22 protein-coding genes are annotated in these 24,587 nt (G+C 43.9%); 11 read left to right on the top strand and 11 right to left on the bottom strand.

What is annotated here, in order from left to right:
• The first annotated feature begins 102 nt into the window (after positions 1-102).
• Together AB8613_RS19545 and AB8613_RS19540 are read left to right on the top strand one after the other, a co-directional pair.
• On the top strand, positions 103-1,845 hold the full coding sequence (locus AB8613_RS19545) for a diguanylate cyclase (protein WP_372385684.1): 1,743 nt from the start codon (positions 103-105) through the stop codon (positions 1,843-1,845).
• A gap of 141 nt (positions 1,846-1,986) precedes the next feature.
• On the top strand, positions 1,987-2,709 hold the full coding sequence (locus AB8613_RS19540; protein ID WP_102478807.1) for a tRNA (adenine(22)-N(1))-methyltransferase TrmK: 723 nt from the start codon (positions 1,987-1,989) through the stop codon (positions 2,707-2,709).
• 163 nt (positions 2,710-2,872) lie between these two features.
• Here AB8613_RS19540 and AB8613_RS19535 read toward each other — a convergent pair whose 3' ends face one another.
• Positions 2,873-3,808, bottom strand: coding sequence for an acyltransferase (locus AB8613_RS19535; protein WP_327784731.1), 936 nt, complete (start codon positions 3,806-3,808; stop codon positions 2,873-2,875).
• A 342-nt stretch (positions 3,809-4,150) separates the two neighbouring features.
• Here AB8613_RS19535 and AB8613_RS19530 point away from each other — a divergent pair, with 342 nt between their 5' ends.
• The 3 genes from AB8613_RS19530 (at position 4,151) to AB8613_RS19520 (ending at position 6,547) form a co-directional block, all read left to right on the top strand.
• Positions 4,151-4,954: a ferredoxin--NADP reductase gene (locus tag AB8613_RS19530; protein ID WP_372385682.1), complete on the top strand. Its 804-nt coding sequence runs from the start codon at positions 4,151-4,153 to the stop codon at positions 4,952-4,954.
• Positions 4,955-5,020: 66 nt separating this feature from the next.
• Positions 5,021-5,359, top strand: coding sequence for a DUF1971 domain-containing protein (locus AB8613_RS19525; protein ID WP_146491036.1), 339 nt, complete (start codon positions 5,021-5,023; stop codon positions 5,357-5,359).
• Positions 5,360-5,554: 195 nt separating this feature from the next.
• Positions 5,555-6,547 carry a 2-hydroxyacid dehydrogenase gene (locus AB8613_RS19520; protein ID WP_327784729.1) on the top strand — a complete coding sequence of 331 codons (993 nt, stop codon included), beginning with the start codon at positions 5,555-5,557 and terminating at the stop codon, positions 6,545-6,547.
• A 119-nt stretch (positions 6,548-6,666) separates the two neighbouring features.
• Here the strand turns inward: AB8613_RS19520 and AB8613_RS19515 are convergent, their stop codons facing one another.
• The 8 genes from AB8613_RS19515 to ltnD all read right to left on the bottom strand — a co-directional run bounded on the left by AB8613_RS19515 (position 6,667) and on the right by ltnD (position 15,908).
• Positions 6,667-7,539 carry a patatin family protein gene (locus tag AB8613_RS19515; RefSeq protein WP_372385680.1) on the bottom strand — a complete coding sequence of 291 codons (873 nt, stop codon included), beginning with the start codon at positions 7,537-7,539 and terminating at the stop codon, positions 6,667-6,669.
• A 177-nt stretch (positions 7,540-7,716) separates the two neighbouring features.
• Complete coding sequence (locus AB8613_RS19510) at positions 7,717-9,168, bottom strand: catalase (RefSeq protein WP_285953862.1); 1,452 nt, start codon at positions 9,166-9,168, stop codon at positions 7,717-7,719.
• Between the two features lie 200 nt (positions 9,169-9,368).
• Positions 9,369-10,553: a glycerate kinase gene (locus tag AB8613_RS19505; RefSeq protein ID WP_372385678.1), complete on the bottom strand. Its 1,185-nt coding sequence runs from the start codon at positions 10,551-10,553 to the stop codon at positions 9,369-9,371.
• A 113-nt stretch (positions 10,554-10,666) separates the two neighbouring features.
• Positions 10,667-12,121, bottom strand: a complete 1,455-nt coding sequence (locus tag AB8613_RS19500; RefSeq protein WP_372385677.1) for a GntP family permease — start codon at positions 12,119-12,121, stop codon at positions 10,667-10,669.
• 178 nt (positions 12,122-12,299) lie between these two features.
• Positions 12,300-13,076 (bottom strand): 2-oxo-tetronate isomerase, encoded by a 777-nt coding sequence (gene otnI / locus AB8613_RS19495; protein WP_372385676.1) that lies wholly within the window; start codon positions 13,074-13,076, stop codon positions 12,300-12,302.
• Positions 13,076-13,723, bottom strand: a complete 648-nt coding sequence (locus AB8613_RS19490) for an aldolase (RefSeq protein WP_179946885.1) — start codon at positions 13,721-13,723, stop codon at positions 13,076-13,078. Before AB8613_RS19490 ends, otnI begins: the two co-directional genes overlap by 1 nt.
• 11 nt (positions 13,724-13,734) lie before the next feature.
• Complete coding sequence (gene otnK / locus AB8613_RS19485; RefSeq protein ID WP_372385674.1) at positions 13,735-14,991, bottom strand: 3-oxo-tetronate kinase; 1,257 nt, start codon at positions 14,989-14,991, stop codon at positions 13,735-13,737.
• Positions 14,992-14,993: 2 nt separating this feature from the next.
• Positions 14,994-15,908, bottom strand: coding sequence for an L-threonate dehydrogenase (gene ltnD / locus AB8613_RS19480; protein ID WP_146491044.1), 915 nt, complete (start codon positions 15,906-15,908; stop codon positions 14,994-14,996).
• A 280-nt stretch (positions 15,909-16,188) separates the two neighbouring features.
• On the opposite strand from ltnD, the gene AB8613_RS19475 reads away from it, so the two are divergent.
• Positions 16,189-16,947: a DeoR/GlpR family DNA-binding transcription regulator gene (locus AB8613_RS19475; protein WP_285953867.1), complete on the top strand. Its 759-nt coding sequence runs from the start codon at positions 16,189-16,191 to the stop codon at positions 16,945-16,947.
• A gap of 180 nt (positions 16,948-17,127) precedes the next feature.
• On the top strand, positions 17,128-17,589 hold the full coding sequence (locus tag AB8613_RS19470; RefSeq protein WP_372385672.1) for a hypothetical protein: 462 nt from the start codon (positions 17,128-17,130) through the stop codon (positions 17,587-17,589).
• Between the two features lie 43 nt (positions 17,590-17,632).
• On the opposite strand, the gene AB8613_RS19465 is transcribed toward AB8613_RS19470, so the two are convergent.
• Both AB8613_RS19465 and AB8613_RS19460 read right to left on the bottom strand, forming a co-directional pair.
• On the bottom strand, positions 17,633-19,864 hold the full coding sequence (locus AB8613_RS19465; protein WP_372385670.1) for a hypothetical protein: 2,232 nt from the start codon (positions 19,862-19,864) through the stop codon (positions 17,633-17,635).
• Between the two features lie 431 nt (positions 19,865-20,295).
• Positions 20,296-20,634, bottom strand: coding sequence for a Fis family transcriptional regulator (locus AB8613_RS19460; protein WP_146491048.1), 339 nt, complete (start codon positions 20,632-20,634; stop codon positions 20,296-20,298).
• A 223-nt stretch (positions 20,635-20,857) separates the two neighbouring features.
• On the opposite strand from AB8613_RS19460, the gene AB8613_RS19455 reads away from it, so the two are divergent.
• The 4 genes from AB8613_RS19455 (at position 20,858) to AB8613_RS19440 (ending at position 24,574) form a co-directional block, all read left to right on the top strand.
• Positions 20,858-21,583 carry an IclR family transcriptional regulator gene (locus tag AB8613_RS19455; protein ID WP_017089484.1) on the top strand — a complete coding sequence of 242 codons (726 nt, stop codon included), beginning with the start codon at positions 20,858-20,860 and terminating at the stop codon, positions 21,581-21,583.
• A gap of 58 nt (positions 21,584-21,641) precedes the next feature.
• Positions 21,642-22,697 carry a TRAP transporter substrate-binding protein gene (locus AB8613_RS19450; RefSeq protein ID WP_372385669.1) on the top strand — a complete coding sequence of 352 codons (1,056 nt, stop codon included), beginning with the start codon at positions 21,642-21,644 and terminating at the stop codon, positions 22,695-22,697.
• Between the two features lie 125 nt (positions 22,698-22,822).
• Positions 22,823-23,296 (top strand): TRAP transporter small permease, encoded by a 474-nt coding sequence (locus AB8613_RS19445; RefSeq protein ID WP_102540160.1) that lies wholly within the window; start codon positions 22,823-22,825, stop codon positions 23,294-23,296.
• Between the two features lie 9 nt (positions 23,297-23,305).
• Positions 23,306-24,574, top strand: a complete 1,269-nt coding sequence (locus AB8613_RS19440) for a TRAP transporter large permease (RefSeq protein WP_048614493.1) — start codon at positions 23,306-23,308, stop codon at positions 24,572-24,574.
• Positions 24,575-24,587: the final 13 nt, after the last annotated feature.

The following is a 24,587-nucleotide window of genomic DNA, read 5'->3' as shown; positions in this document are numbered from 1 at the left end:
CCGTACTATAAAAATGAATCTATAACGTCTTTGCATATCATGGCTTTACCTAAAACATTAATTCGGCTTTTTAAACCATACATTATTTTATTAACTGGAGGGATGCTCTATCTAGCTGTAGCTCAGCTTGAAAAAGTAGAAACAGCAGCAACTGAACAATCATCGTCAAACATTCGTATCGCAAGCTCCACTATTCGTTCCAACATCGAAGCGACATTCGGCAAGCTCTATTTTTTAGAAACCAGTCTAGGCCTACCTAAAACGGCTCCAATCGGTGATAAAAAATTCAGAGAATTGAGCGATAATATTCTAAAAAGAACGCCAAACTTCTCCGATATCGTTCGATACCAACCACAATCCCAACAATATATATCAAGTCGTGGATTACCTCTTTCCCATGAACAAATCGATTCCATAAAATGGAACTCAATAGACAGTGTGGTTGAGGATTTCTACATCTCTTCGATTTACCAAAAAGCAGATGGTCGTTGGGTGTTCGCAGTTAAACATACAGCGGAAAGATTGAATGAAGAAATATGGATTGAGTTTGACCTTTTACACACCACACAAGGATTAAGAGACTTAAAAACGCTTAATCACGGCTATGTGTTTGTAGTTGATCGAGCAACAGAACGACTGGTCTTCCACCCAGACCCAAAGCGTATCGGATCTAAATCAGTCAGCTATCACGCAGGTATCAGCCATCAACTCTCACAAGGTGAAACCGTTGGTAAGCACGAATATTACTATCAAGATAACTTCAAAATATCGGTATTTGACGCTGACAACAGCTTGAACTGGGTATTCATCGCAGGCACCGATCGCCATGATATCTTAACCAGCTCACACCAATTTACGTTAACTGGCTTGGTACTTGGTTCACTGCTTCTATTGTGGATTGGCGCAAACTATCTGGCTTATCGTTTGAATGTGTCCTTGTCACAACTGAATAAAGTCGATGACCTTGTAAGCTTTAAGCGAGAGTTAAAATCCATACTGGACAGCTTCACCTACCAAAAAGGCATTCAATTCTGTCTCTATCAGCCTGAGAACCACGCATTCAGTACCATCGACTATTACGGAAACAAGTCAACGGTACATTGTAACAAAGCCCTCGCAGAGCAATTTACACCGGACACCATGGCTTACAGAAGCGGAAAATACGCCGACCCATTAGCGTGTAAACTCAAAATACACCAACGTCATTACTGTATTCCTTTGCACTCTCGTAAGCAGTTGATCGCAGTATTGTACGTAAACGCAAACTTACCGATCAGCCAGAGTATTCTGCGAATGATCCGGGATTACACTGAGGTCTCTTTGTCTAACTTACTGCTTCAACATCAATTGAGTAGCAAAGATCTGATGACGCAGTTAGACAATAAGAGCAGTTTCAGTATCGCCATCGAAAACTACGCGAGCGAGCCCGATACCTATGTTGCTCTGCTTGATATCGATAACTTCGACCACGTAAACCGTGCCTACGGTGAAGCAGTCGGTGACAAGATGATCAAGCTGACTGCAGAATCGATACGTTATTACTTCCCGAAACCGAAAGGACTTTGCTTGGCGCGTGTTGGAGGAAAGGAGTTCGCGGTATTGTTCAAAGCCAATGATGTGAAAGATGCCAAATTCCAGCTAGACCAGTGCCGAGTCGGAATCGCGGAGAAAACCATCGTCACTCCAGATATCACCTTATCGCTAGGGGTTAGCGTGGGGTACTCACAAATAGAAGGCGAAACAGACTCAGCTTTAGCGCTAGCGGAACAGGCAAAGCTTATCGCGCAACAGCTTGGTAAGAACCGAGTGGAAAGCCACATCAGAGCCGTTGCCAAAGCATCTTAAACGCATTCCAACAAGCCTGTAGATTATCACACACGACAAAGCACCTAGGGTTCCAAATTCAAGGTGCTTTTGTTTTTCTAGAAAGTCATTACAATGCGCCTTCGATAAGACAATATCCCCTTTTCTAACGACACGAATCTTATGAAGCTAAGTAACCGACTGCAAACTCTCCACTCCCTTGTCAGCAATGACTACCAGCATATTTGGGACTGTTGCTGTGATCATGGCTTTTTGGGTGTTCAACTGTTGTCGGATAATAAAGCACCTCAGATTCACTTTGTCGATATTGTCCCGTCTCTAATGAGTGAACTTGAAGACAAGCTAGCGCACTACTTTCCACAAGATAATAAAGCTGAACAAACGGTTACCAGTCAATGGCAAGTCTACTGCATGGATGTCGCCGCTATTCCGCTTGAGAAACATACTGGCAAACACCTAGTTATTATTGCAGGCGTCGGTGGCGATCTCACTCAGAAACTCGTCGATGACATTCATCGTCAACACCCAAACAAAGCGATCGATTTCTTGCTTTGTCCGGTGCATCAGCAATTCGAGTTGAGAAGCCATTTAAAGGCGCTCAATTTTGGTCTTATTGATGAAATGTTGCTCGAAGAGAACCGTCGTTACTACGAGGTGTTATTGGTGAGTAATAACCAAGGTGATTCAGAAAATAGCCAAAACATTAGCGAGATATCAAACGTAGGTGACAAGATCTGGACACCAAGTTGTGATGAACAAATGAAGGTATCACAGCAATACAAAGCCAAAACATTGCAGCATTATCTTCGCATTCATCAAGGCCAAGAGCAGCAAGGTAAACCCAGCGAAGTGAAGCACATCATTGATGCATACCAAGCGATTTAGTCCTCACCTGTTCTGCATATAGCATTGATTTTACTACCACTAGATTATAGTAAGTACTAACTTTATCGCTTACCGTTAGTAAAGCCGATTAAATAAAAAAGCCGACAGTTCAATGAACTATCGGCTTTTTTAATGCTATCAATTTGGTTTAAGCTTACTGCTCTTATTTCTTATGAACCGCATCAGGCTCACCAGTCGTTTCAACCTCAGAGGGCGTATCAACACCATAAACTGTATCAAGATAGTCGTCTTTCTCTTTCCACGTATTGTTCAACCAACTGTGGAAGCGACGTTTAAATGCCTTATCTTCAAAGTAGTTACCATTCACGTTCTCATCCATTGCATGCAGTTTAATACGCACAACTACCTTGGTCATTTTGCCTTTCAGCATATCTTCAAATGGAGAAGTCTGGTTTTCCGGATAAGCCAAAGTAACATCGACGATACCATCTAAGATTGGACCCATTGCCGATAGAGCAAACGCCACACCGCCGGTTTTAGGCTTGAGTAAGTGACGATAAGGTGTTTTGACTGTCGCTAGTTTCTCATGATTGGCACGAGTCCCTTCAACAAAGTTCACCAAGGTTGTCGGTGCAAGTTTGAACTTAGTACACGCTTTGTTGATTGCATCGAAGTCATCATTACGACGCTCTGGGTTACGCAGCAAAAACTCACGAGAATGGCGTCTCATAAAGGGCATATCTAGCCCCCAACATGCCAACCCAACAAATGGGACGTACAGCAGTTCATGCTTAAGGAAGAACTTAGTCATCGGCATTTTGTCTTTCAAGATAGAAGACAAGATCACGATATCCGCCCAACTCAGATGATTCGACATCATCAAATACCACTGTTTGGTCGAGATATCCTCCCCGCCTTCCACTTGCCACTCGATGTCGTTGTTCACGTTCAACATCCAGAGGTTAAGCGAAGCCCAACACCAGAATGTGAAGTTAGCTAAACGAGTACACGACTTTTGCACAACAGAGATTGGCAGGATCAGTTTGATGAGGCCAAAGAAGCTCACGGTAAACGCAGTCATTGCGGTATTGATGGTCACGAACAGTACGTTCAAGGCCATACGAAGATTATCAAGCATAAAACACGGCTATATTGAGATCGAAAGCCGCCATTATACTCATCTACAAAATATTCTCTTTAGTAATTGGTTGAATATCCGAGGGGTCAAACCACTGTACTGATTTAGCCTATGTCCAAAGACCAGCTCATTGTTCTGAATCAACAAAGTCAGCATCAAAAAACACCAGCAGTGTCATTTAGACTTAAGGTGAATCATGTCCATTTGACACAATTAAGGTTTGTTTTTACTACAAACTAAGTATTGATAAGCATTCTCATTATTGGCATGGTACATGCAACTCCAAAATGTAAATAGTTGAGTATCCTTAATGAGATAACTTCTCTACGTAAAGGTGATGATATGACAGATATTCCTCATGGTTTGGTAGCCGGAAAAGTCTTACATAAAACACAATGGACAGCCCAGCTGTTCTCACTTCAAGTCAGTGCTCCTGTCTCTCCTTATCAGGCAGGTCAGTTCACGAAACTGGGCTTGCTAAATAGTGAGGGTGAGTTCGTAAGACGCGCCTATTCCATGGTAAACGCGCCAGATCACGAACAAGGACATCAACATCTGGAGTTTTTGATTATTAAAGATCAGAACGGTCAGCTTTCACCTCAACTTCATGAGTTGAAGGTAGGCGATGACATCTTTGTCGGTAAAGACCCAAGCGGTTTTATGACCTTAGATGAGATCCCAGAGATCGCCGATGATCTATGGATGCTTTCGACCGGAACCGCGGTTGGGCCTTTTATCTCAATGCTCGAAAGCATGCAGATACAGCAGCAAAACGGCTCTGAATCTGAAAAAGTCACCTCATTCAAAAACCTTGTACTGGTTCATGCCGTAAGAACAAAGCAAGACCTGACTTATCGAGACCGTATCACTCAACTCATCGATCACTTTCAAGGGAAACTCAAGTATGTGCCAATTATTTCTAGAGAATCAGTCACCGGAACTTTGCGCGGACGAATCCCAAGCTTGTTACTTGGAGGCGACCTTGAGCAAGCCGCGTCTGTCGCTTTCAATCAAACCCGCAGTTTCTTCTACCTTTGCGGCAATCCGCAAATGGTTCGCGACACAAGTGAAGCACTAACCAGCTTAGGTTTTGAGAAGCACTTACGCCGAAAGCCTGGCCAATTCAGCAGTGAAAACTACTGGTAATCACAGTCACCAACTCCATCAAAGCTAAAGCTTGTATTTAAAATACAGACAGATAAGAGGTTTTATATGAGTCATTTCCGTATTCCGTCACACTGGAAAATTCAACGTTCAACGCCATTTTTCACCAAAGACAACATACCGGCTGCATTGCTTAATCACCATAACACCGCAGAAGGCGTATTCGGCCAGATCTGCGTAATGGAAGGCACCGTCACCTTCTATGGTTTTGCTGATGCCGACGCGACAGAACCAGAAAGTGTTATCACGATCCAAGCAGGGCAATTTGCCACAAGTCCACCTCAATATTGGCATCGAGTAGAGCTGAGCGACGACGCGCAATTCAACATTAACTTCTGGTCAGAAAAGGAAACTAAGAAGACGCTCAACACTCGTAAAAGCAGATAGAGAGGTCAATCGGCTAACCTTATGCTGAAATTAGTAATTGTAACTAAACAGAAAAATAACCTTAATAATAACAATGACTAATGATGATAGACAAGATTATAAAACTCTAGCACACTGCACAAAGTTATTTGTTTTACTCCCGTTTCAGATAATGAATATGTGGGGTTCTTTATATTTTAGGTAAGAGAGGAAGCCATGCTCAACATTGCTTTTTTTAGCTCAAAATCATACGACGAAAAGTCATTTAACCTTGCAAAAGGTGAACTCAACGCTGAGTTTCATTTTCATGATTTTCGCCTCACCACCACAACCGCAAAAATGGCGCACGACAACGAAGTCGTTTGTGCATTTGTAAACGATGACCTATCTGGAGACGTACTAGAGATTCTTGCACAAGGCGGCACAAAGCTGATTGCAATGCGCTGTGCAGGCTTTGATAAAGTCGACCTAGACGCAGCCAAAGAGCTTGGTTTACAAGTGGTGCGCGTTCCTGCTTATTCACCAGAGTCAGTAGCAGAACATACGGTCGGCATGATGATGTGTTTGAACCGCAAACTACACAAGGCATACCAACGTACTCGTGATGCAAACTTCTCCCTTGAAGGCTTAGTAGGCTTTAACTTCCACGGTAAAACCGTTGGTGTGATTGGTTCAGGTAAGATTGGGCTAGCAACGATGCGAATCCTGAAAGGCTTGGGCATGAACATCCTATGTTACGACCCATACCCAAATCCTTTGGCAAAAGAACTTGGTGCTAAATACGTGGAACTGGATGAGCTTTACCAAGAATCTGACGTGATTTCCTTGCATTGCCCAATGAGTAAAGAGAACTACCACCTATTGGATGCAACGGCATTTGGCAAAATGAAAGATGGCGTGATGATCGTCAATACCAGCCGTGGTGAACTACTGGATTCAACCGCAGCGATCGAAGCGCTGAAACAGAGTAAGATTGGCGCGCTTGGTCTTGATGTGTATGACAACGAGAAAGAGCTGTTCTTCCAAGACAAATCGAATGACGTGATTGTCGATGACGTATTCCGTCGCCTATCTGCTTGTCACAACGTCTTGTTTACAGGTCACCAAGCTTTCTTGACCAAAGATGCTCTGTTCAACATCGCCAATACAACCCTAACCAGTGTTGATGCCTTTTTCACAGGCAACACCAGCGGCAACGAACTGGTTTAACAACAACTTGAGTTAATAGCAGACTGAGTTAAAAACAAACTAGCTCTACAAATACAAAGCCACGCTATTCCTAAGTGAACAGCGTGGCTTTTTCGTTTATGCCAATATCGAAAGCAGAGTTAGATGCAGAAGTGGCAATCCTCGATATCTAACCCATAGGTCCCTTTACGAATAGCCAGATGCTCTTCTCCTGCCTTCACACCCATCTGATAACCCGCATCCAAGATGCTTTGATCCATAGTCAGTCGCTTAACCGCAAACGTTTCCGGTGGCGCAATCACCTTGATGGTCGCATCTTTTGGAGGGTTACGAATAAACTCCAAAGACTGGTTGTAGTTTTCAGCACGTACCGCCATCGACTCCGCAATGTTTGGGAATTTCTTTAACAGTTTTTTCAGCATCCACTGATACTTCTGCGGCTTCATTCGGTAGCTAAGTGGGTGAGATAGAATCACTGTAATATTACGCGCACCACGGCGATAAGCTTCACGAACTGGAATTGAATCCGCGACACCACCATCGGTATAACAGCCACCAGAGAAACACGGAGTTTCACGGTAAGCGATAGGCAAAGCCGTTGTTGCTTCAACCACGTTAGATAAGTTTTCCGGCTTAATATGATAATAGTCAGCACTGCCAGTATCCACATTAGTCACCGCGGCAAGCAGTGGAATACTTGAGAACAGCTCAACGCAATCAAGCGGATAACGTTGATTGGATTCGTTCCATAACCACTTCACGTCCACTAAGTTACCACCTTTGGCAAAGCGTGCTGGATTGAAGAAGGTTTTATCCGTCGCCATCGTAGTAATCACGTTATAGCTGCGTTTTGGCGCTTGAGATAAGTAACCAACCAGATTCGACACACCAGCAGACACACCAATGGCGAAATCATAGGGACGGAAATCGTCTTCCATAAAGGCGTCTAACACTCCGGCAGCGAAGATGCCTCTCATTGCCCCACCTTCAACGATTAATGCGCTTTTACTCATCTCAAACTCTACTACTTTATAAACTGATAGCCGTAGGATAATCCCGTCCATCCTATAAAGATAATGGGATAGATTTATCATTCTGATAGGTAAAGACTATCAAGAGAATTCGGCTATAAAAAAGGCCGCTGAGTGATTAACTCAGCGGCCTTGTTACTATTTAAACGAGTTTATTGATTACGACTTAAATTCGCTCACATCGATTTCAAGCAGTTTACCAATGCCTTCGCCATATGCTGGGTCGGCTTTGTAACAGTGTCTTAGGTGACGCAGTTGAATCTCTTTAGGCACACCACCTAGGTTACGTGCTGTGTTATCGAACAGGATTGCTTGTTGTTCTGGTGTCATTAGACGGAACAAGTCACCTGGTTGTGAGAAGTAGTCTTCATCTTCGCGATGATCCCAGTGCGCTGCCGCACCATCCAAGTTCAATGCTGGTTCTGCAAAGTCTGGTTGCTCTGCCCATTGGCCTTCATTGTTTGGCTCATAGCCTAGTGTGCTACCGAAGTTACCATCAACACGCATTGCACCATCACGGTGGTAGCTATGTACTGGGCAACGAGGTGCGTTCACTGGAATATGCTGATGGTTAACACCCAAACGGTAGCGCTGCGCATCACCGTAAGCAAACAAACGGCCTTGAAGCATTTTGTCTGGTGAGAAACTGATACCCGGAACCACGTTCGCCGGGTTGAATGCCGACTGCTCTACTTCTGCGAAGAAGTTTTGTGGGTTACGGTTTAGCTCAAATTCACCCACTTCAATCAATGGGTAGTCCGCATGTGGCCAGATCTTAGTAAGATCGAATGGGTTGTATGGTACTTTCGCCGCGTCCGCTTCCGGCATCACTTGTACTTTCAGTGTCCATTTAGGGAAGTCTTGATTGTCGATGCTGTCTAGCAAGTCACGTTGGTGACTTTCACGATCATCGCCGATCAGCTTCGCTGCTTCTGCATCAGATAGGTTTTTAATACCTTGCTGAGATTTGAAGTGGAATTTAACCCAGAAACGTTCATTATCGGCGTTGATGAAGCTAAACGTGTGACTGCCAAAACCGTGCATATGGCGGTAAGTTGCAGGAATACCGCGGTCACTCATCACGATGGTAATTTGGTGCAGAGCTTCCGGTAAAGAGGTCCAGAAATCCCAATTGTTCTTCGCACTACGCATGTTAGTGCGCGGGTCACGTTTCACCGCATGGTTTAGGTCTGGAAACTTCAGAGGATCACGAAGGAAAAATACTGGGGTGTTGTTACCCACCATATCCCAGTTGCCTTCTTCAGTATAAAACTTCAATGCAAAGCCTCGGATATCACGCTCTGCATCAGCCGCGCCACGTTCGCCCGCTACTGTCGTAAAACGTGCAAACAAGTCGGTTTTTTTACCCACTTCAGAGAACAGTTTTGCCTTGGTGTATTTGGTGATGTCATGCGTAACTGTAAATGTGCCGTAAGCACCAGAGCCTTTCGCGTGCATACGGCGCTCCGGAATCACTTCACGATCAAAGTGTGCCAATTTTTCTAAAAACCAAACATCTTGAAGCAGTTGAGGGCCACGTTTGCCCGCCGTTTGAACATTCTGGTTATGAGCGACAGGACAACCCGCAGCTGTGGTCAGTTTTTTACTCATGGTCTATTCCTTAAGGTTAAAGATATCGCATCTTTGCCACATCTTAGATTTAAGTGGATTCAATACTTTAAAAACCACTGAAATAATATGGATAAAGAATAGACCTGAGTTGGCAGAAAATATAATCGTTTATATTTATCGTTGCTATCTATAAAACCTATCAAACTGCATCATTAAGTAAGCGTCTGTTTGATATTGGTTTATTGTAAAATAGAAGCCCCTAATTTAAGCGTCGCAGCAATGTTTCTCGCCGTTCTTGTTAGGTTCACTTCTGCTTCTTTTAACACCTGATTGAGAGGCTGAGGAGAACGTACTGTTCCAAACAAACTACTCATTTCACCATACAAAGCCTCTACTTCAGTACCCAGTGATCCGGCAATACCTATGGTCGGAATGCCTTGTAAACTTGCACGCTTGGCGATGCCATAAGGTGTTTTTCCTTGTAGGGTTTGGTTGTCCATCTGTCCTTCGCCCGTAATCACAAGGTCTGCGCCCTTCAACACTTCATCGGCTTGCAACACATCAAGCACCATCTCGATGCCGGGTTTAATTTGCATATCGAATAGCAAACCAAGCCCCATCGGCGAGCCACCAGCTGCGCCATAACCCGTGCGGCTGTGAACGGGTTCATCGCCACTAACACAACCCTGTATCTCAGCAACTTGAGCAAAATTCGCAAGAGCCTTATCAAGCATCAAGACTTGTTCAGGGGTCGCCCCTTTTTGCGGGCCGAATATATGGCTGGCACCCTTTTTACCACACAATGGATTATCAACATCACACGCGACGATAAGCTTTATGTCAGCACAGCGAGAATCTAACCCTGTAAGATCAATAGATGCTAACTCCGCTAGCACAGCACCACCTCGGCTAAGATCTTGCCCATTATCATCTTGCCCTTTACTATCTAACAAGCGACCACCTAGAGCTTGAACAATACCCGCGCCACCGTCATTAGTCGCACTGCCACCCAATCCAAGAATGATCGTTTGAGCACCCTGTTCTATCGCTTCCAAAATCAATTGCCCTGTGCCGAATGAAGAAGCAAGCAATGGATTACGCAGCTCCGGCGAAATCAAGTCCAAACCAGATGCCGCTGCAATTTCAATCAATGCCGTCTTTTTCGGGTTGCTATCTGACGGTTCAAGCATCGCCCATTCAGCATTAATCAATTCCCCTAAAGGGCCTTCCACTTGATGTATCCGCTTCTGCCCCGTTAAGCCTTGCAGTAAAACATCGACCGTACCCTCGCCGCCATCGGCCAAGGGCAGCGTTACGTACTCAGCGTCAGGGAAGATTTCACGAAAGCCCTTTTCAATGCACGCCGCCACCGATACAGCCGATAAAGATTCTTTAAACGAGTCTGGTGCTATAACAATTTTCATACTGAGAGATCCAAAAGATGAGTAATTTTGATGAGTGCCCGATCCAAAAATGCCCCTATTGAAGATCAGCAAGCTAATCACTTAATAAGGGCAGTATATAAAGGTAAGCAGTATTAGTTAGTAACGGCTGTCTTTACTTGTGATTTCTCTTTGCTTTTTAGCCACACAAATACAGCACCTAGAACCGCAATTGGAATCAGTGGGTCGATCAACGTGCCGCCTTTACCAAACACTAGGTTAAGAATCATGATGATGCTTGCACCAATCGCCCATGCGATAGTTGAAGACACAGACCAGATCTTAATTTGATCAGCCAGTTCAGTAATGCCTAACGTACGGTTGATGATGTGGAAGTATGAATCGTTCAAGTGAGAGAAGCCAACTGGACCTACCGCACAAGCAAGCGCTACGAATACAGGGTCTAAGCCAAGTGTCTCAACCAACGGTAGCGTCATTGTCGCTGCAACCATCATAGAAGCTGTTGCTGAACCTTGGATTAAACGAAGCATTGAAGCAATTGCTAATGGTACAAGTAGAGGTGGGATACCGCTGCTCGCGATAGCTTCGGCTACTTGAGGACCAGCACCTGATGCTTTAAGTACGGCACCCATTGCGCCACCACAGCCAGTTACCACAAGAATTAGACCAGTAGTAGACAGAGCATCATCCATAGAGCTAACCATGTCTTTACGCTCAATGTGGCGAGTAAGACCGTATAGCGCCATAAGAACACCGATACCAACCGCAACCACAGGGTTACCAATTAATGAGATCACAGTGTGCATTACGCTGTCACCCTGACCAACAAGCGTGTTGATTAGGATAAATGCGATTGGCAGTAGAATTGGACCGAATGATAAAAAGTTACTTGGTAGCTCTTTGTCATCTGTTTCTTTTACTTTCTCTAGGTTCGCCCAGTCAGCTTGGTTTGTGATCCAGTTTTCACCATTTGGTACGCGGTAGTACTCATTGCCCACGCGGCGGATGTAAATCATAGAAAGCAACATCATAGGGATAGATACCATCAAGCCCCACAGCATGTATTCACCTAGATCGACACCTAGAATACCTGCAACCGCAACCGGACCCGGTGTTGGTGGCACAAGTGCATGAGTGATCAGTAGGCCAAGCGCCAGAGTCACACCTAAACCAACCGCTGATTTACCTGTGTCACGTGAAATTGCGCGAACAAGAGAGTGTAAAATAATGTACGCAGAGTCACAGAAAACTGGGATAGCGACAAGTACACCTGTAAAACCTAGTGCTAAGTCTTCACGACCTTTACCACACAGCTTTACAAACGTTTTTGCCATTCTAACAGCCGCACCAGAACGCTCGAAACACGCGCCCATGATAACGCCGAACGCGATAATCAAACCAATACCACCAAGCACGCCACCAAAGCCGGCTTTAATTGCGTTGATCAGCTCTGTTGGTGCCATACCAGCGAATAGCCCCATGATGATACTTGCAATAATCATCGCAAGCGCCACTGGGATTCTTGTTTTAATGATCATGCCCATCATGGCTAAAATGCCAATTACGATGCCTATCAGTGCTCCATCCATTTTTATATTCCTTTTGTCTCTTTCTTCATTTTTAGAAAATTTGTAGGGTGGTGCATATGGGTGATACCGGGTCACCCATTGCACTTTATCGTTATGTGTTGGCTTACCTGTAAGCCGTGTTATCTAAATCAGTTTTTACTTTTATGATTCGTTACATATAAACGCCATTCACACCGCGCTATAAATAACTTTTTACCCAGCTAAGCCCCTCTTCTGTCGTGCTTCTTGGGTTATATTCACAGCCAATCCAACCTTGGTAACCTGAATCATCCAAAACACTAAATAAATGTGGGTAGTTCAGTTCGCCTTCCGATGGTTCATGCCTCTCTGGTACAGAAGCAATTTGGATATGACCGGTATAAGCAGCAACTTCACGAATCAAAGTACTTAAATCACCATCCATGATTTGCGCGTGATAAAGGTCGAGTTGAAGTTTCACATTTGGTCTATCGACCAACTTAATCAGTTCGACAGCTTCACGTTGATGCGCCACAAAATAGTTCGGAACATCACGGCTATTAAGAGGTTCAATCATCAATTCGATGCCTTGCTCAGCAAACTTATCAGCCGCAAAACGAATGTTTGAGATGAAGGTTTCAACGTGTTGTTGCTTAGTAAAGTTCTCATTCAATATGCCTGACATTGCATGAACTTTTTTACAGCCCAGAGCTGTCGCGTACATAAGCGCCGTATCAACACTAGCTTTAAATTCCTCTTCACGATCTGGAATAGCGGCAAAACCACGCTCACCCGCATCCCAATTACCTGGAGGCGTGTTAAAAAGCGCCTGCTCAAAACCGTATCTGTCCATTTTCTCTGCTAGTTCTTCTGCTTCAAACGCATAAGGGAATAGATATTCCACCGCTTTGAAGCCCGCTTGGTGCGCTTTTTCAAAACGCTCTAGAAACGGCACTTCAGTGAATAACATGGTTAGATTTGCTGCGAACTTAGCCATTATTTACCTCTCCCTTTTAGGTCCATGACTTCTTCGTCTGTCAGGTAACGGATATCTTTATCTTTCAGCAGGAATGCCAATTTAGCGGTCTCTTCTAATTCTTCAGCATTATCCACGGCATCAACAAAATCAGTGCCAGTGACAACAGGTCCGTGGTTTGCCAATAAAAAGGCTCGATAGTCGCCAGCTCGTTTTGCCAACTCTTCTGCGATTTGTGGATCCCCCGGACGTAAGTAAGGAATCACAGGTAATTCACCAATTCGCATCACAAAGTACGGCGTAAACGCCTTAATCGCGTTGTTGCGATCAAGCCCTTCAAGGCATGACAGCGCCGTAAGGTACGTAGAATGCAAGTGAACAATGGCATTGCATACAGGATTATTACGGTAAATCGCTAGGTGGAACGCCGCTTCTTTTGAAGGTTTCTTACCTGAAATGTGGTTGCCGTCGATATCAACAACAGACAATTCCTCAGCGACAAGGCGGCCAAATGAAGAGCCTGTTGGTGTTGCCAAGAAGTGTCCATTTGGCAATTTAATCGACAAATTGCCCGCCCCACCTGTCGCATAGCCTCGTTCGAACATTGAACGAGCGAGCGTCACCATTTGCTCTCTTAACTGTTGCTCGTTCATCAAAATTTCACTCATCTGAACCTCGCTTATGAAAAGAATGATTGCGCTTTAGCGAAGAAGTTTTCATCTCCGAAATTGCCCGATTTAAGCGCCAGTGAAAGCTCACCTTCAACCGATTTCACCCAAGGCACACCCGGTGCAATTTGAGGACCGATATGAAAACCTTTCACCGCTAAGCTCTGTGTCACTACGCCTGATGTTTCACCACCAGCAACGATGAAGTTTTTCACTCCATGCTGTTGTAGTTTGATCGCCAGTTGGCTAAAGAACTGTTCAACGGCGTGGCTTGAAGCTTGCGCGCCATACTCTTCTTGAATAGCTTTAAGCACGACAGCATCTGCGGTTGCGTAAACTAAAGGTGCAAACTCGCCTTGGTTATTGGTCATCACCCAATCGAAGACTTCATCGGCGTATTGGTCATTGGTTAAGCAAGCTTTCACATCGATAGCAAAGTGAGGAGCAAGTTGCTTGTATACCGCAACTTGTTGGTTAGTCATCACTGAACAAGAGCCTGAGAACACAACCGTTGCCGCTTTTACTGGGGTACCGGCGTGTTTTGCATCGCTTTGGTCAGCAAGATGTTCTGTCCAATTTTTAGCGATACCAGCGGCTAAGCCTGAGCCACCTGTGATTAGCTTCAGAGGTTTCACGGCTTGACCTAGCGTCACCAAGTGCTCTGCATTGAATGCATCAACTACCGCGTAGCGATTGCCTTGAGCTTTTAATTCGTCAAAACGGGTAGTGATAGCATCAGAACCTTGTTCAATAGTCTGGAAGTTAACTAAGCCAGAAACGCCTTCTGATTGTGCATCCATCATTCGAACCACACTTGAATCTGTCATTGGTGTAACAGGGTGATTACGCATACCGGAATCACTTAATAACTCACCAAAAACAAACAAGTGTCCGTTGTAAACCGTGCGACCATTTACTGGTAATGCAGGGCAAACGATAGTGAAAGATTCTCCAAGCTCAGCCAAAAGCGCATCTGTCACGGGACCGATGTTGCCCTCAGCAGTACTGTCGAACGTTGAGCAATATTTAAAATAAAACTGTTGGCAACCTTGAGATTGAAGCCATTTAAGCGCAGCAACAGAATCCGTTACCGCTTCGTCAACTGGGCAAGAGCGAGATTTAAGGCTGATCACCACAGCATCTGCTGATGCGTCAAACTCTCCCGTTGGAATCCCATTCAATTGGATAGTGCGCATACCGTTTTCAACCAAGAAACCAGCAATGTCTGTTGCACCTGTAAAATCGTCTGCAATAACACCTAATAACATGATTATTTCTCTCCTTTTGACGAGTCAACGCCCGGAAGATCAATGCCCTGGAACACTTTAATCACAGCACTATCATCTTCTTGGCCAAAGCCTGCATTACTCGCACTAACGAACATGTTCAATGCTGCACTTGATAATGGAAGTGGGAATTTTAGGTCTTGAGCGGTATCCGATACCAAGTTCAAATCTTTTACGAAGATATCGACCATAGATTTTGGAGAGTAATCACCATCAACAACGTGCTTCATACGATTCTCGAACATCCAAGAGTTACCCGCTGCGTTAGTCACTACGTCATACATCAGGTCTAGAGGGATATTCGCGCGAGCAGCTAGTGCCATTGCTTCTGCACCCGCCGCAATATGAACACCTGCAAGTAATTGGTGAATGATTTTCACTGTCGCACCAAGGCCAATCGCTTCACCGATGTTGTAAACTTTTGCCGCTGTCGCATTGAGTACAGGAGCTAATGCCTCGAATGTGGTAATCGCGCCTGAAGCCATGATGGTCATTTCACCGGCTTCTGCTTTTACTGCGCCACCGGAAACGGGCGCATCAAGCATCACAAGATCATGTTCAGCTAGCTGAGTTTCGATTTGTTTAGCGTCTTCTGCTGAGATCGTTGCCGAGACCATAACTGGTGTGTTCGGTCTAAGTGCTGCCGCAAGGCCAGTCTTAAACAGTACCGTGTTAACTTGAGCGGCATTCACAACCAATACCAAAACAGAATCCAGTTTGTCTGCAAACTCAACGGCATTCGTCGATACCGCTTTAGCACCATATTCACCCAGAGTTTCAAGCGCTTGCGGATTCAAATCGAAACCATACACATCAAGCCCTGCACGCACGCATGACTTAGCTGCGCCCATACCCATAGAACCTAAACCGATAACACCAACAGATTGAACTTCATTCATAGCAAGATGCCTTTCACGTAATTATTGAATTCTAGATTTGTTAATTCTTGTTTATGTTTGTGATTATATGTGAAGCAACCGAGTGCGACTTAGTGATAAGTCACACTTTTAACAAAAGTTAACATTCGCGGGTGATTTACCCCTTTCGAGGCATTAGATAATGGTAATTCCCGCAACAATCACAGTTCTTATTGCTGTATCACAACAGATATTCACAGATATTCACAAAACAACGAAAGGTTGATAGGATGATGAAAAATAAGAACATAGAAGAAGAATCATGATTCCAGCAGAACGTCAGAGAACCATTTTGTCACTATTATCACACCAAGAAGTGATCAGTATTTCTGAGCTTGTTGATCACCTAGAGGTGTCTCATATGACTATTCGTCGAGATATCGTAAAGCTAGAGACATCAGGAAAAGTGATTTCAGTTTCGGGTGGTGTTCAGCTGACCAAAGCACTTCACAGCGAGTTGTCACACGACATAAAGGTAGAGCAACAAGCAAGTGAAAAGGCTCAGATAGGTCAACTAGCTGCTCAGTTGGTTCCTGAGTATTCAACTATCTACTTAGATGCTGGAACAACCTCTTTGGAGATCGCCCACCAACTTGCAGGGCGAGATGATCTGCTTATCATCACCAATGACTTTGCAATTGCCGCGTACCTAATGAACAACACACAATCTGAGATTTACCATACTGGGGGCAAGATTGACCGTGAAAATCAATCGAGTATTGGGGGCAAAGTGGCTGAGTTCTTGGCAGGGATGAATATTGATATTGCGTTTATCTCTTCTTCATCTTGGAATCTAAAAGGGCTCTCAACACCTTGTGAAAATAAGGTATTAGTCAAACAAGCCATTGTTCAAGCAGCCCATACTAACTATCTGATTTCAGACTCAACCAAATATGGGCGCATCGCTACCTTCCACGCCTTAGATTTAGGTGTGCTTGATGGCGTGATCACCGACATTGATCTTTCTGGTAGTGTGATTGATGAGCTTCAAGATAAAGGCATTAAGGTCATTAATTCGTAACTGCTCACCCCATCAAGCTTCAGGCTCACCAACCAAACATTCAGAGCCTGAATACTCCCAATCAAAAACATCTATTTATCCACTCGATAAAAATAATTCTTACAATTAAGTGTTTATATCCATTAATAATATTGTCACCAGGCGGCATAATAGTCACAAACCCCTTCAACGAGTCTGGTTATGTTCTACAAACACCTTTTGGTATTGGCTTTACCACTTACTTTTGTGCTTCCTGCACAGGCCGAAACATTTGATGAGCGAATGGAACGTATCGGACAAGAAAATGCGCTAGCGAAAACCATGACTGACACGCAGGTTAAGTTGATACAAAAAGTAGTGCAAACCAACCACTGCGCTAAGGTGGCATTAACTCATCACCAACGCATTTTGGGTCAATACCAAGTTGAGACATCCTCTTCCGAGTTGTTCGTCAAATGGCGTCAACTCGGTAAGCAGTTAGACGCTCAATACGAAACGGATTACCCCGGATACCCTAAGCACGCTTTTCAAGAATACCCAGCAGCTTCAAGCAAAGTCGATGGTTACCTTTTTGCTTTAATCGACAATGGTTTAAACGAGCAATCGTGGATCGCCAAAGAGTTCAAGCAGTGTAAAAAGAATAAGCTAATTTCCCAAACCTAAGCTTTAGTTTGCCCTGATTCGAGACTGCTCATTCACATTAGCACTAATAAAGTAAGAACAGCCCTTCATAACCACCTATTTCTATTTGAGTGACATACTCTCCGATGTTGCCGTTTTCATCGACAGGCTTCATCGGCACGTCTAATACAATTGCGAGCTTCTCTGTCTCATAAAAGCTCGCATTCTTACCGTGGAAATCCGTACGGTACAACACTCGCCCTTTATCGAACTCTCTCGCCAACACCATGTCCTCAGGACCACCAGCAACCACCTGATTTTCAGATTGATACATAAAGTACGTGAACGTCGGTAGAACGTGAGTCATGCCATTGGGCAGGTCAGCATGCACCATTTCGTTCATCGAGGAATCGCCAACGATGGTGTAGTCCGCGGGTTGAGGTGTCGTTGTTGATAGCATCAAAGGAATCGGTTCAAAGCCTTGTGGGATTTGATGACTCGGCTCTCCCAAATCAACGGCCAATAACGAACTTGGTTGGTAGGCGATGTTTTTAGGGACACCACTTTGCCAGAAAGTGTCAGCAGTCGTATTGCCACTTCCATAGACGTAACCATTGTTCCACTGATTAAAGTAGCTATGTTGAGCGTGTCGATTGAGGTGATAGATCGCTAGGGTCGAGTATTGGTCTTGCTTCCAATTCTCTTCACTATTTCCAAGATACTGAACTCGCCCATAACGCGTTGTCGCCTGAAAAATAACACTTTGCCCATTGTAGGCGAGCGCAGAATTATCCCAGAATTTAGAGCTCCCCGAGTAACCACTAAACCCAGTAGACGGAAAAATGTAGTGCTCGCGTAAATACAGAGATCCCGCCTCGCTAAGATGAGACAGTCCATTTCGACCCAGTAAGTTCGCGGTTCCGATATTCAACCCAATCGACGCATCACTTTCTAAAGCAGATAGGTTTTTGAGAAACACTGAAAATTGTTGTTTATAGAGTTCATCCGCTTGATTCGAACCCGCAACAGCTCCTAACTCTTGAACATGCCCGCCAGAATGAACATAGAACTGGTTCGAACCAATGAGTTTATTTGTGTCGTCGTTGTACGCACCATTCAAACCTTGGCTTGCCCAGCTTTGCTTGTAGTAGCGATGAATAGCAGATAGATAATCCGCGTTTGCGACGTTCGTTAGCGACCAAGATGAGTTAGCGCTCCACATTCGACCAAATGGCACCACTCTTGATTCCCAACGAAAACGCGCTGTTGCGTTCTTATTGGTTCGATTTCGATACTCGCTTGGCGACAAGTAGTTATCGCCATCTAGGTCTGCAGACACATCAAAACCGCGGATTTTTCGCCATTGGCTGATAGCATTGCCGTCCGGGGTTGAAGTCGGAGCATCGGTTAATTTGACGGTTGGAAAACTGTTCTTGAGTTTCACTTCTTTTAAACGCGGCCTGTCGTCGGCGTTCTCACTGTGCCAACGAACTCTTACAACGTATAAGCGCCCACCATCTCTCAAAAAGGTGGAGCCAAAATACTGGCCGCCACTATAGCTCGCACCACTGCCATCATGAGTTGTGGCTCTTACCCAGTTATCCGGAAGGTTCCAAATCACCGATTGGTTTTTGGTCATATTGAGCGTTTTGTCTTTCTTTACATCGAGCCTCTCCCACTGTGAAACCCTTCCGTGAGAATCAATAGCTGTTGGGTATTCAATCCAAAATTCGCCGCTGCCAGCAAACTGTGAGAACTTAAAGGTCAGCCGTTCGAACTGCTCAGCATGATAGACATACAAAGCCCCACCCTGTTCGAAATTCTCAAACACATCGGCATCCCACGGAGGCTCTTGATACAGCCAAAAACCAGCATGGTCTTCACTGGCTGTATAGCCCAAGATCATAGGTTTTCGGTTTAAAAGAGTCTTTTCGCCGTGAGTTTTATCAACTTCGGCAATGACAGTATCTTCAGAAAAGTGCAGGAAATAGTCTTCGAAGTTGAGGCCTTCAAACTCAACTTGGTTACGGAGATCGTTCTCCAACCAACCCGAGTTCATCGCCATGACTTGGTTGTACATATAACCAATTGTCGTGGCCCGCTCATTGTCGGCTTTGTCGGCATAAGCTCCGAAGACAATGTCACTGTTGGTAATTTCCCAATCAATGACAGCATTCGCAGATAGTGGCGAGTCCGATAGATCAACACCCGCTTCATGTTGCCCTGGCAGCACGACCGCAGTACCAACAGCAAAAGCGTAGCCAGCGATTAAACATGACGGTATCAGTGAGAGCAGCCCAGAAATGTAGGTTTTCATGATTCAAATTTCCTAATCGATACTGTCATGCCTTAAATCACAAGACGAAAAGTCAGCCAACTTACGTGTCAATTTAGGAATCAAAATACGAAAAAAGTATCGACTACATGGCTCTATTGTTCAAGTGCTCATCTGTATTGTTTCATCCATGACAAGGAAGACGAGCAAATGCCGATTCAAAATCAATGCATTAAGAAAAAGATAAATTTTTGTGATTTTAATTTTATTTGGAAACTAAGTATCTCCGGCTAACGAGAAATCAGCTCAGATTTTCTCAAAATGAGAATAACGCAGTTTGGAAGACGGAAGGTTATCAGAGCCTAGAACTCAGAATAGGACTTGGATTTACTGTATCGAATCTCAGTTTGAGCGCCACACTGTTGAAACTCAATTTGGATAGGCTGTCTAAACAAGAACGATGACAACGCTCCTTAAAGCCTCTTGTTCCATTTCCCTTGATGGTCACGGTCGCAATTTTCTTGTGTATCGTAGCTGATGTGCTTGTCAGTATTCTTCAGTTGAATCCCAACTTGATTGAACGCTTTTTGGATAACCCCAGAGACATCCTGCTGACCGTCACTATTCAAAAAATTCGTTCTATCCTGATTGGTATCGAATACGCAGACAATTTTTAAACTTTGTGGGAATGAAGAGAAGTTGACCGAGTGAGTCACCCACAGAAAACCATCGAAGCCTTTTAACGTGTCTTCACAAATGTCAGTCAAAACGTCTCTGATTTGATTTTCGATCTTCTTATCTGATTTACGCATGCGGCAAAGGTCCTATTTAACACCTTAAAAAATAAGGTTTTTCGGTCAATATTGTCTGAACGACATTGGACACTGTGACTGTTTCAAATGCAAAGTATTTATACTCCCATTGATAAATTCCACAATGTGGGACTCTTGTTTCACAAAGTGGAATGTTGATAGTTATCACATTATCAATAGCAAACTACCGCTATATTTCTCTCATACAACGAGAGGCGGTTTTATGAGCAAGTTACAAGGTAATCAAGCATTGGTAAAAGCAATCGCGGTCATCGACTCGATCGCTGAAGGTAATCGACAACTCAAAGATGTGTGTGAACATTTACAGCTGCCGAAATCTACGGTGCACAGAATTATCCAAGGCCTTATTGAAGCTCGCTATATCCGAGAAGTGAAAGGGATTGGTCTAGTGTTAGGTACTAAAATGATTCAACTTGGTATCCGCGCCCAACAAGACATGCCTCTCAAAGAAATTGCGAAACCCTTTATTCGCGAACTTGCTGCTCAAACTAAAGATACCGTCCATCTAGGCATCAAAGATGAGGATCAAATCTTCTACCTAGATAAAATCCCGGGAGAGCGTGCAATTCAACTGCGATCTCAAGTGGGAGACCGACTGCCAATGTCTGCAACAGGGATTGGAAAAGCGTTAATGATTGATATGCCAAAGATGGAATGGATTAGACTTATTTCATCGCAAACTAATCATGACGTCGAGTCGATGCTAAAAAGAATGAATGAATATTCTAAGCATGACTATAGCTATGACTTAGAAGATAACGAAGACCTTGTACGTTGCGTTGCTGTACCAATAAGAAATAAATATAACAATATTATTGCGGCTATATCAGTAACCAGCATTAAAGAATACATGTCTGACGAAAGAATGACGGAGTTAATTCCTGTTATTACTGAATATTGTCAGAAAATATCCAAGCAACTTAATTAACCCTACAGGTGTATGTAACGTACACTTTATATAAATAATAAATTAATCAGGTACGACTATGTCTAGAACCGGAAAAATTCTAGCCATTGGTGGGGTGTTTGTCGCCTCAATCATTGGTACAGCTATTGCTACAAATTCTCAAGGAAATAACCAATCGAGTATTGCAGCAGGTGAATCTCAAGTTCAAACATTACGTTTCAGCATGAGCTCTAATAACAAACACCCTATCTATGATGGTGCTGCTAAGTTTAAAGAAATTGTTGAGAAATTTACTGAATTGAAGGTGGATATATACCCTTCAGCGCAATTAGGTGATGACCGTGCGGCGATTGAAATGCTGCAATTAGGAACACTTGACGTATCTATTCCATCGACGGGCCCACTGGCTAACTTCTACCCAGAATACAATGTATTCGATCTTCCATTTATGATCACCAGTGAGGCAGTTGCAGACAAAGTACTTCGCAGTGAATTCGGTGACGATATGCTGAAAAGACTAGAGTCAAAAGGCTTAGTCGGACTCGATTTTTGGGAAAACGGTTTTCGCCATCTAACCAACTCTCAACAAGCAGTTAGAACGATTGAAGATGTTGAAGGCTTGAAGATACGAACAATGGAGAGTCCACTTCACTTGGACGCATGGAAAGCAATGGGCGCAACCCCAACGCCAATGGCTTTCAATGAACTGTTCACAGCGCTACAGCAAGGCACGGTTGACGGACAAGAGAACCCATATCCGAATATCGCATTAAACAACTTGTTCGAAGTACAAGAAACCTTATCAAACACAGGGCACGTATACACACCATTGGCTTTAATTGTTAGTCAAGCGACATGGAATAAATTAAGCCGTCACGATCAAAGAGTTCTGCGCCAAGCCGCTATTGATGCCGGCGACTATGAGCGTCAAGTTAACCGTCGAGTCAATCTTGAAAGTTTGGATGTTATTAAACAAAACATGGAAGTCGTAACGCTGACACCTGAAGCACTGGTTGGCTTCCAAGAAGCGACTAAGTCCGTTATTGAGAAATACACACCAATCATTGGCAAAGATGTTGTATCCGCTTTCCAAGAGCAGATTAAAAAAGCTGAAAACGAATTAGTCGCTAAGTAAATCAAGCCATCACTTAACGTTTAAAACCTTACTTTTATGAATACTGACTATTTTTATAATTAATTTTTTTAATAAATAGCAAATAAGTAATGGAAATAAATAATAAGTGAACAAGGAATCTTATTATGTTGAATTGGTTAGATAAGTATTTTGAAAATACGATAGCCGTAATACTGCTCGTTGTTATGACGGCGGCAATATTCTTACAAGTAGTATCCAGAACATTCGATTATTCAATTGCTTGGACTGAAGAGTTAGCTCGCTATTGTTTCATTTGGTTAGTTTATATCGGTATCAGCTTTGCTGTCGCGAAAAAGAGCCACATAAAAATAGAAGCCATAGCAATGTTAATTGATGAGAAGGAAAAAAAGTACCTAAGCCTATTTTCGGACTTCGTCTTCTTAGCATTCTCTGTTGTTATTTTATTTAAATCAACGCAAATGGTGGCGAACCTATATTACCTAGGTCAAACATCACCAGCACTTGGGTTGCCAATGTGGATCGTTTATCTAGCAGGCCCAGTAGGCTTTGCACTTACATCAATCAGGTTGATTCAACAGATGGTATCCACCACTGATGACATCAAAACAGCGAAATAGGAGGTAATCATGTCAGTATTTATTTTGTTTGCGACTTTCGCACTACTCGTTATTGCCTCTGTGCCCATTGCTATCTCATTGGGTATGGCAACGCTACTCACCATTATTTCAACCGGCACCTTAAGCGTTGATTTTCTTGTGAGTACCTTAATCACCTCTGTCGATTCTTTCCCAATTATGGCAGTACCATTTTTCATCCTAGCGGGTGACATCATGGGCAGCGGCGGTATCTCGCAACGTTTGGTGAACTTTGCTAACTCATTAGTGAAAAACATCACGGGTGGCTTCGCGATTGCTTCAATCATTACATGTATGTTCTTCGCCGCTATCTCGGGCTCTGGCCCAGCTACGGTAGCAGCGGTTGGCGGCATCATGATTCCAGCGATGATCAAGTACGGCTACGACAAGGGCTTTGCAACCGCGGTTGTCACAGCAGCAGGTGCGATTGGTGTCATGATTCCACCAAGCATCCCAATGGTGATGTACGGCGTATCTGCAGGCGTATCAATTGGCGACTTATTCATTGCAGGCATCATCCCGGGCATCTTGGTATCACTTTGTTTGATGGCTTGGGCATACATCTACTCTAAGAAGAAAGGTTACAAAGGATCAGACGAACCGTTTAGCTGGAAAGAGGTGTGGGCTCAATTTAAACACGCTCAACTCGCACTGCTTATCCCAGTAATCATTCTTGGTGGTATCTACGGCGGTATTTTCACCCCAACAGAAGCAAGTGTAGTAGCGGTGGTTTATGGCCTTATTGTGAGCCTATTCGCCTACAAAGAAATTACCTTTAAAGACTTACCAAAAATCTTCACTAAATCGGTGATTACTTCCGTGATTGTGTTGTTGATTGTGGGTACCGCTACTGCCTTTGGTAAGTACTTAGCACTTGAACAAATTCCAACACAAATTGCTAACGCGATGCTTGAGTTCTCTGATAGCAAGGTGATCTTCATTATCTTGATGGTAGCTCTACTGCTCGTCGTCGGCTGTTTCATGGAGACCGTTGCGGCAATCATTATTCTGACGCCAATCTTGGTTCCAGTGGCCATGCTATTCGGTTTCAACCCAGTACACATCGGCATCATCATGGTGGTGACATTGGCTATCGGGTTTATCACTCCTCCTCTGGGTCTAAACTTATTTGTTGGCTCGAGCGTTTCAGGGGTCTCTGTTGAGAAACTTTCTAAAGCCATTATCCCGTTCTTCCTAGCCATGATGTTCGCGTTAACGCTGATTGTCTTTATTCCTCAGATATCTCTGATTCTGATTTAAGTAAGGTATTTAT

The sequence above is a fragment of the Vibrio sp. BS-M-Sm-2 genome, from assembly GCF_041504345.1.
Taxonomy (GTDB): Bacteria; Pseudomonadota; Gammaproteobacteria; order Enterobacterales; family Vibrionaceae; genus Vibrio; species Vibrio satsumensis.
This window is presented reverse-complemented; position numbering and strand designations above follow the sequence as displayed.

Excerpts from the sequence above, each read along its gene's own strand:
- AB8613_RS19545 (WP_372385684.1), top strand. The coding sequence starts at position 103 with ATGCTCTATCTAGCTGTAGCTCAGCTTGAAAAAGTAGAAACAGCAGCA.
- AB8613_RS19540 (WP_102478807.1), top strand. The coding sequence starts at position 1,987 with ATGAAGCTAAGTAACCGACTGCAAACTCTCCACTCCCTTGTCAGCAAT.
- AB8613_RS19535 (WP_327784731.1), bottom strand. The coding sequence starts at position 3,808 with ATGCTTGATAATCTTCGTATGGCCTTGAACGTACTGTTCGTGACCATC.
- AB8613_RS19530 (WP_372385682.1), top strand. The coding sequence starts at position 4,151 with ATGACAGATATTCCTCATGGTTTGGTAGCCGGAAAAGTCTTACATAAA.
- AB8613_RS19525 (WP_146491036.1), top strand. The coding sequence starts at position 5,021 with ATGAGTCATTTCCGTATTCCGTCACACTGGAAAATTCAACGTTCAACG.
- AB8613_RS19520 (WP_327784729.1), top strand. The coding sequence starts at position 5,555 with ATGCTCAACATTGCTTTTTTTAGCTCAAAATCATACGACGAAAAGTCA.
- AB8613_RS19515 (WP_372385680.1), bottom strand. The coding sequence starts at position 7,539 with ATGAGTAAAAGCGCATTAATCGTTGAAGGTGGGGCAATGAGAGGCATC.
- AB8613_RS19510 (WP_285953862.1), bottom strand. The coding sequence starts at position 9,168 with ATGAGTAAAAAACTGACCACAGCTGCGGGTTGTCCTGTCGCTCATAAC.
- AB8613_RS19505 (WP_372385678.1), bottom strand. The coding sequence starts at position 10,553 with ATGAAAATTGTTATAGCACCAGACTCGTTTAAAGAATCTTTATCGGCT.
- AB8613_RS19500 (WP_372385677.1), bottom strand. The coding sequence starts at position 12,121 with ATGGATGGAGCACTGATAGGCATCGTAATTGGCATTTTAGCCATGATG.
- otnI (WP_372385676.1), bottom strand. The coding sequence starts at position 13,076 with ATGGCTAAGTTCGCAGCAAATCTAACCATGTTATTCACTGAAGTGCCG.
- AB8613_RS19490 (WP_179946885.1), bottom strand. The coding sequence starts at position 13,723 with ATGAGTGAAATTTTGATGAACGAGCAACAGTTAAGAGAGCAAATGGTG.
- otnK (WP_372385674.1), bottom strand. The coding sequence starts at position 14,991 with ATGTTATTAGGTGTTATTGCAGACGATTTTACAGGTGCAACAGACATT.
- ltnD (WP_146491044.1), bottom strand. The coding sequence starts at position 15,908 with ATGAATGAAGTTCAATCTGTTGGTGTTATCGGTTTAGGTTCTATGGGT.
- AB8613_RS19475 (WP_285953867.1), top strand. The coding sequence starts at position 16,189 with ATGATTCCAGCAGAACGTCAGAGAACCATTTTGTCACTATTATCACAC.
- AB8613_RS19470 (WP_372385672.1), top strand. The coding sequence starts at position 17,128 with ATGTTCTACAAACACCTTTTGGTATTGGCTTTACCACTTACTTTTGTG.
- AB8613_RS19465 (WP_372385670.1), bottom strand. The coding sequence starts at position 19,864 with ATGAAAACCTACATTTCTGGGCTGCTCTCACTGATACCGTCATGTTTA.
- AB8613_RS19460 (WP_146491048.1), bottom strand. The coding sequence starts at position 20,634 with ATGCGTAAATCAGATAAGAAGATCGAAAATCAAATCAGAGACGTTTTG.
- AB8613_RS19455 (WP_017089484.1), top strand. The coding sequence starts at position 20,858 with ATGAGCAAGTTACAAGGTAATCAAGCATTGGTAAAAGCAATCGCGGTC.
- AB8613_RS19450 (WP_372385669.1), top strand. The coding sequence starts at position 21,642 with ATGTCTAGAACCGGAAAAATTCTAGCCATTGGTGGGGTGTTTGTCGCC.
- AB8613_RS19445 (WP_102540160.1), top strand. The coding sequence starts at position 22,823 with ATGTTGAATTGGTTAGATAAGTATTTTGAAAATACGATAGCCGTAATA.
- AB8613_RS19440 (WP_048614493.1), top strand. The coding sequence starts at position 23,306 with ATGTCAGTATTTATTTTGTTTGCGACTTTCGCACTACTCGTTATTGCC.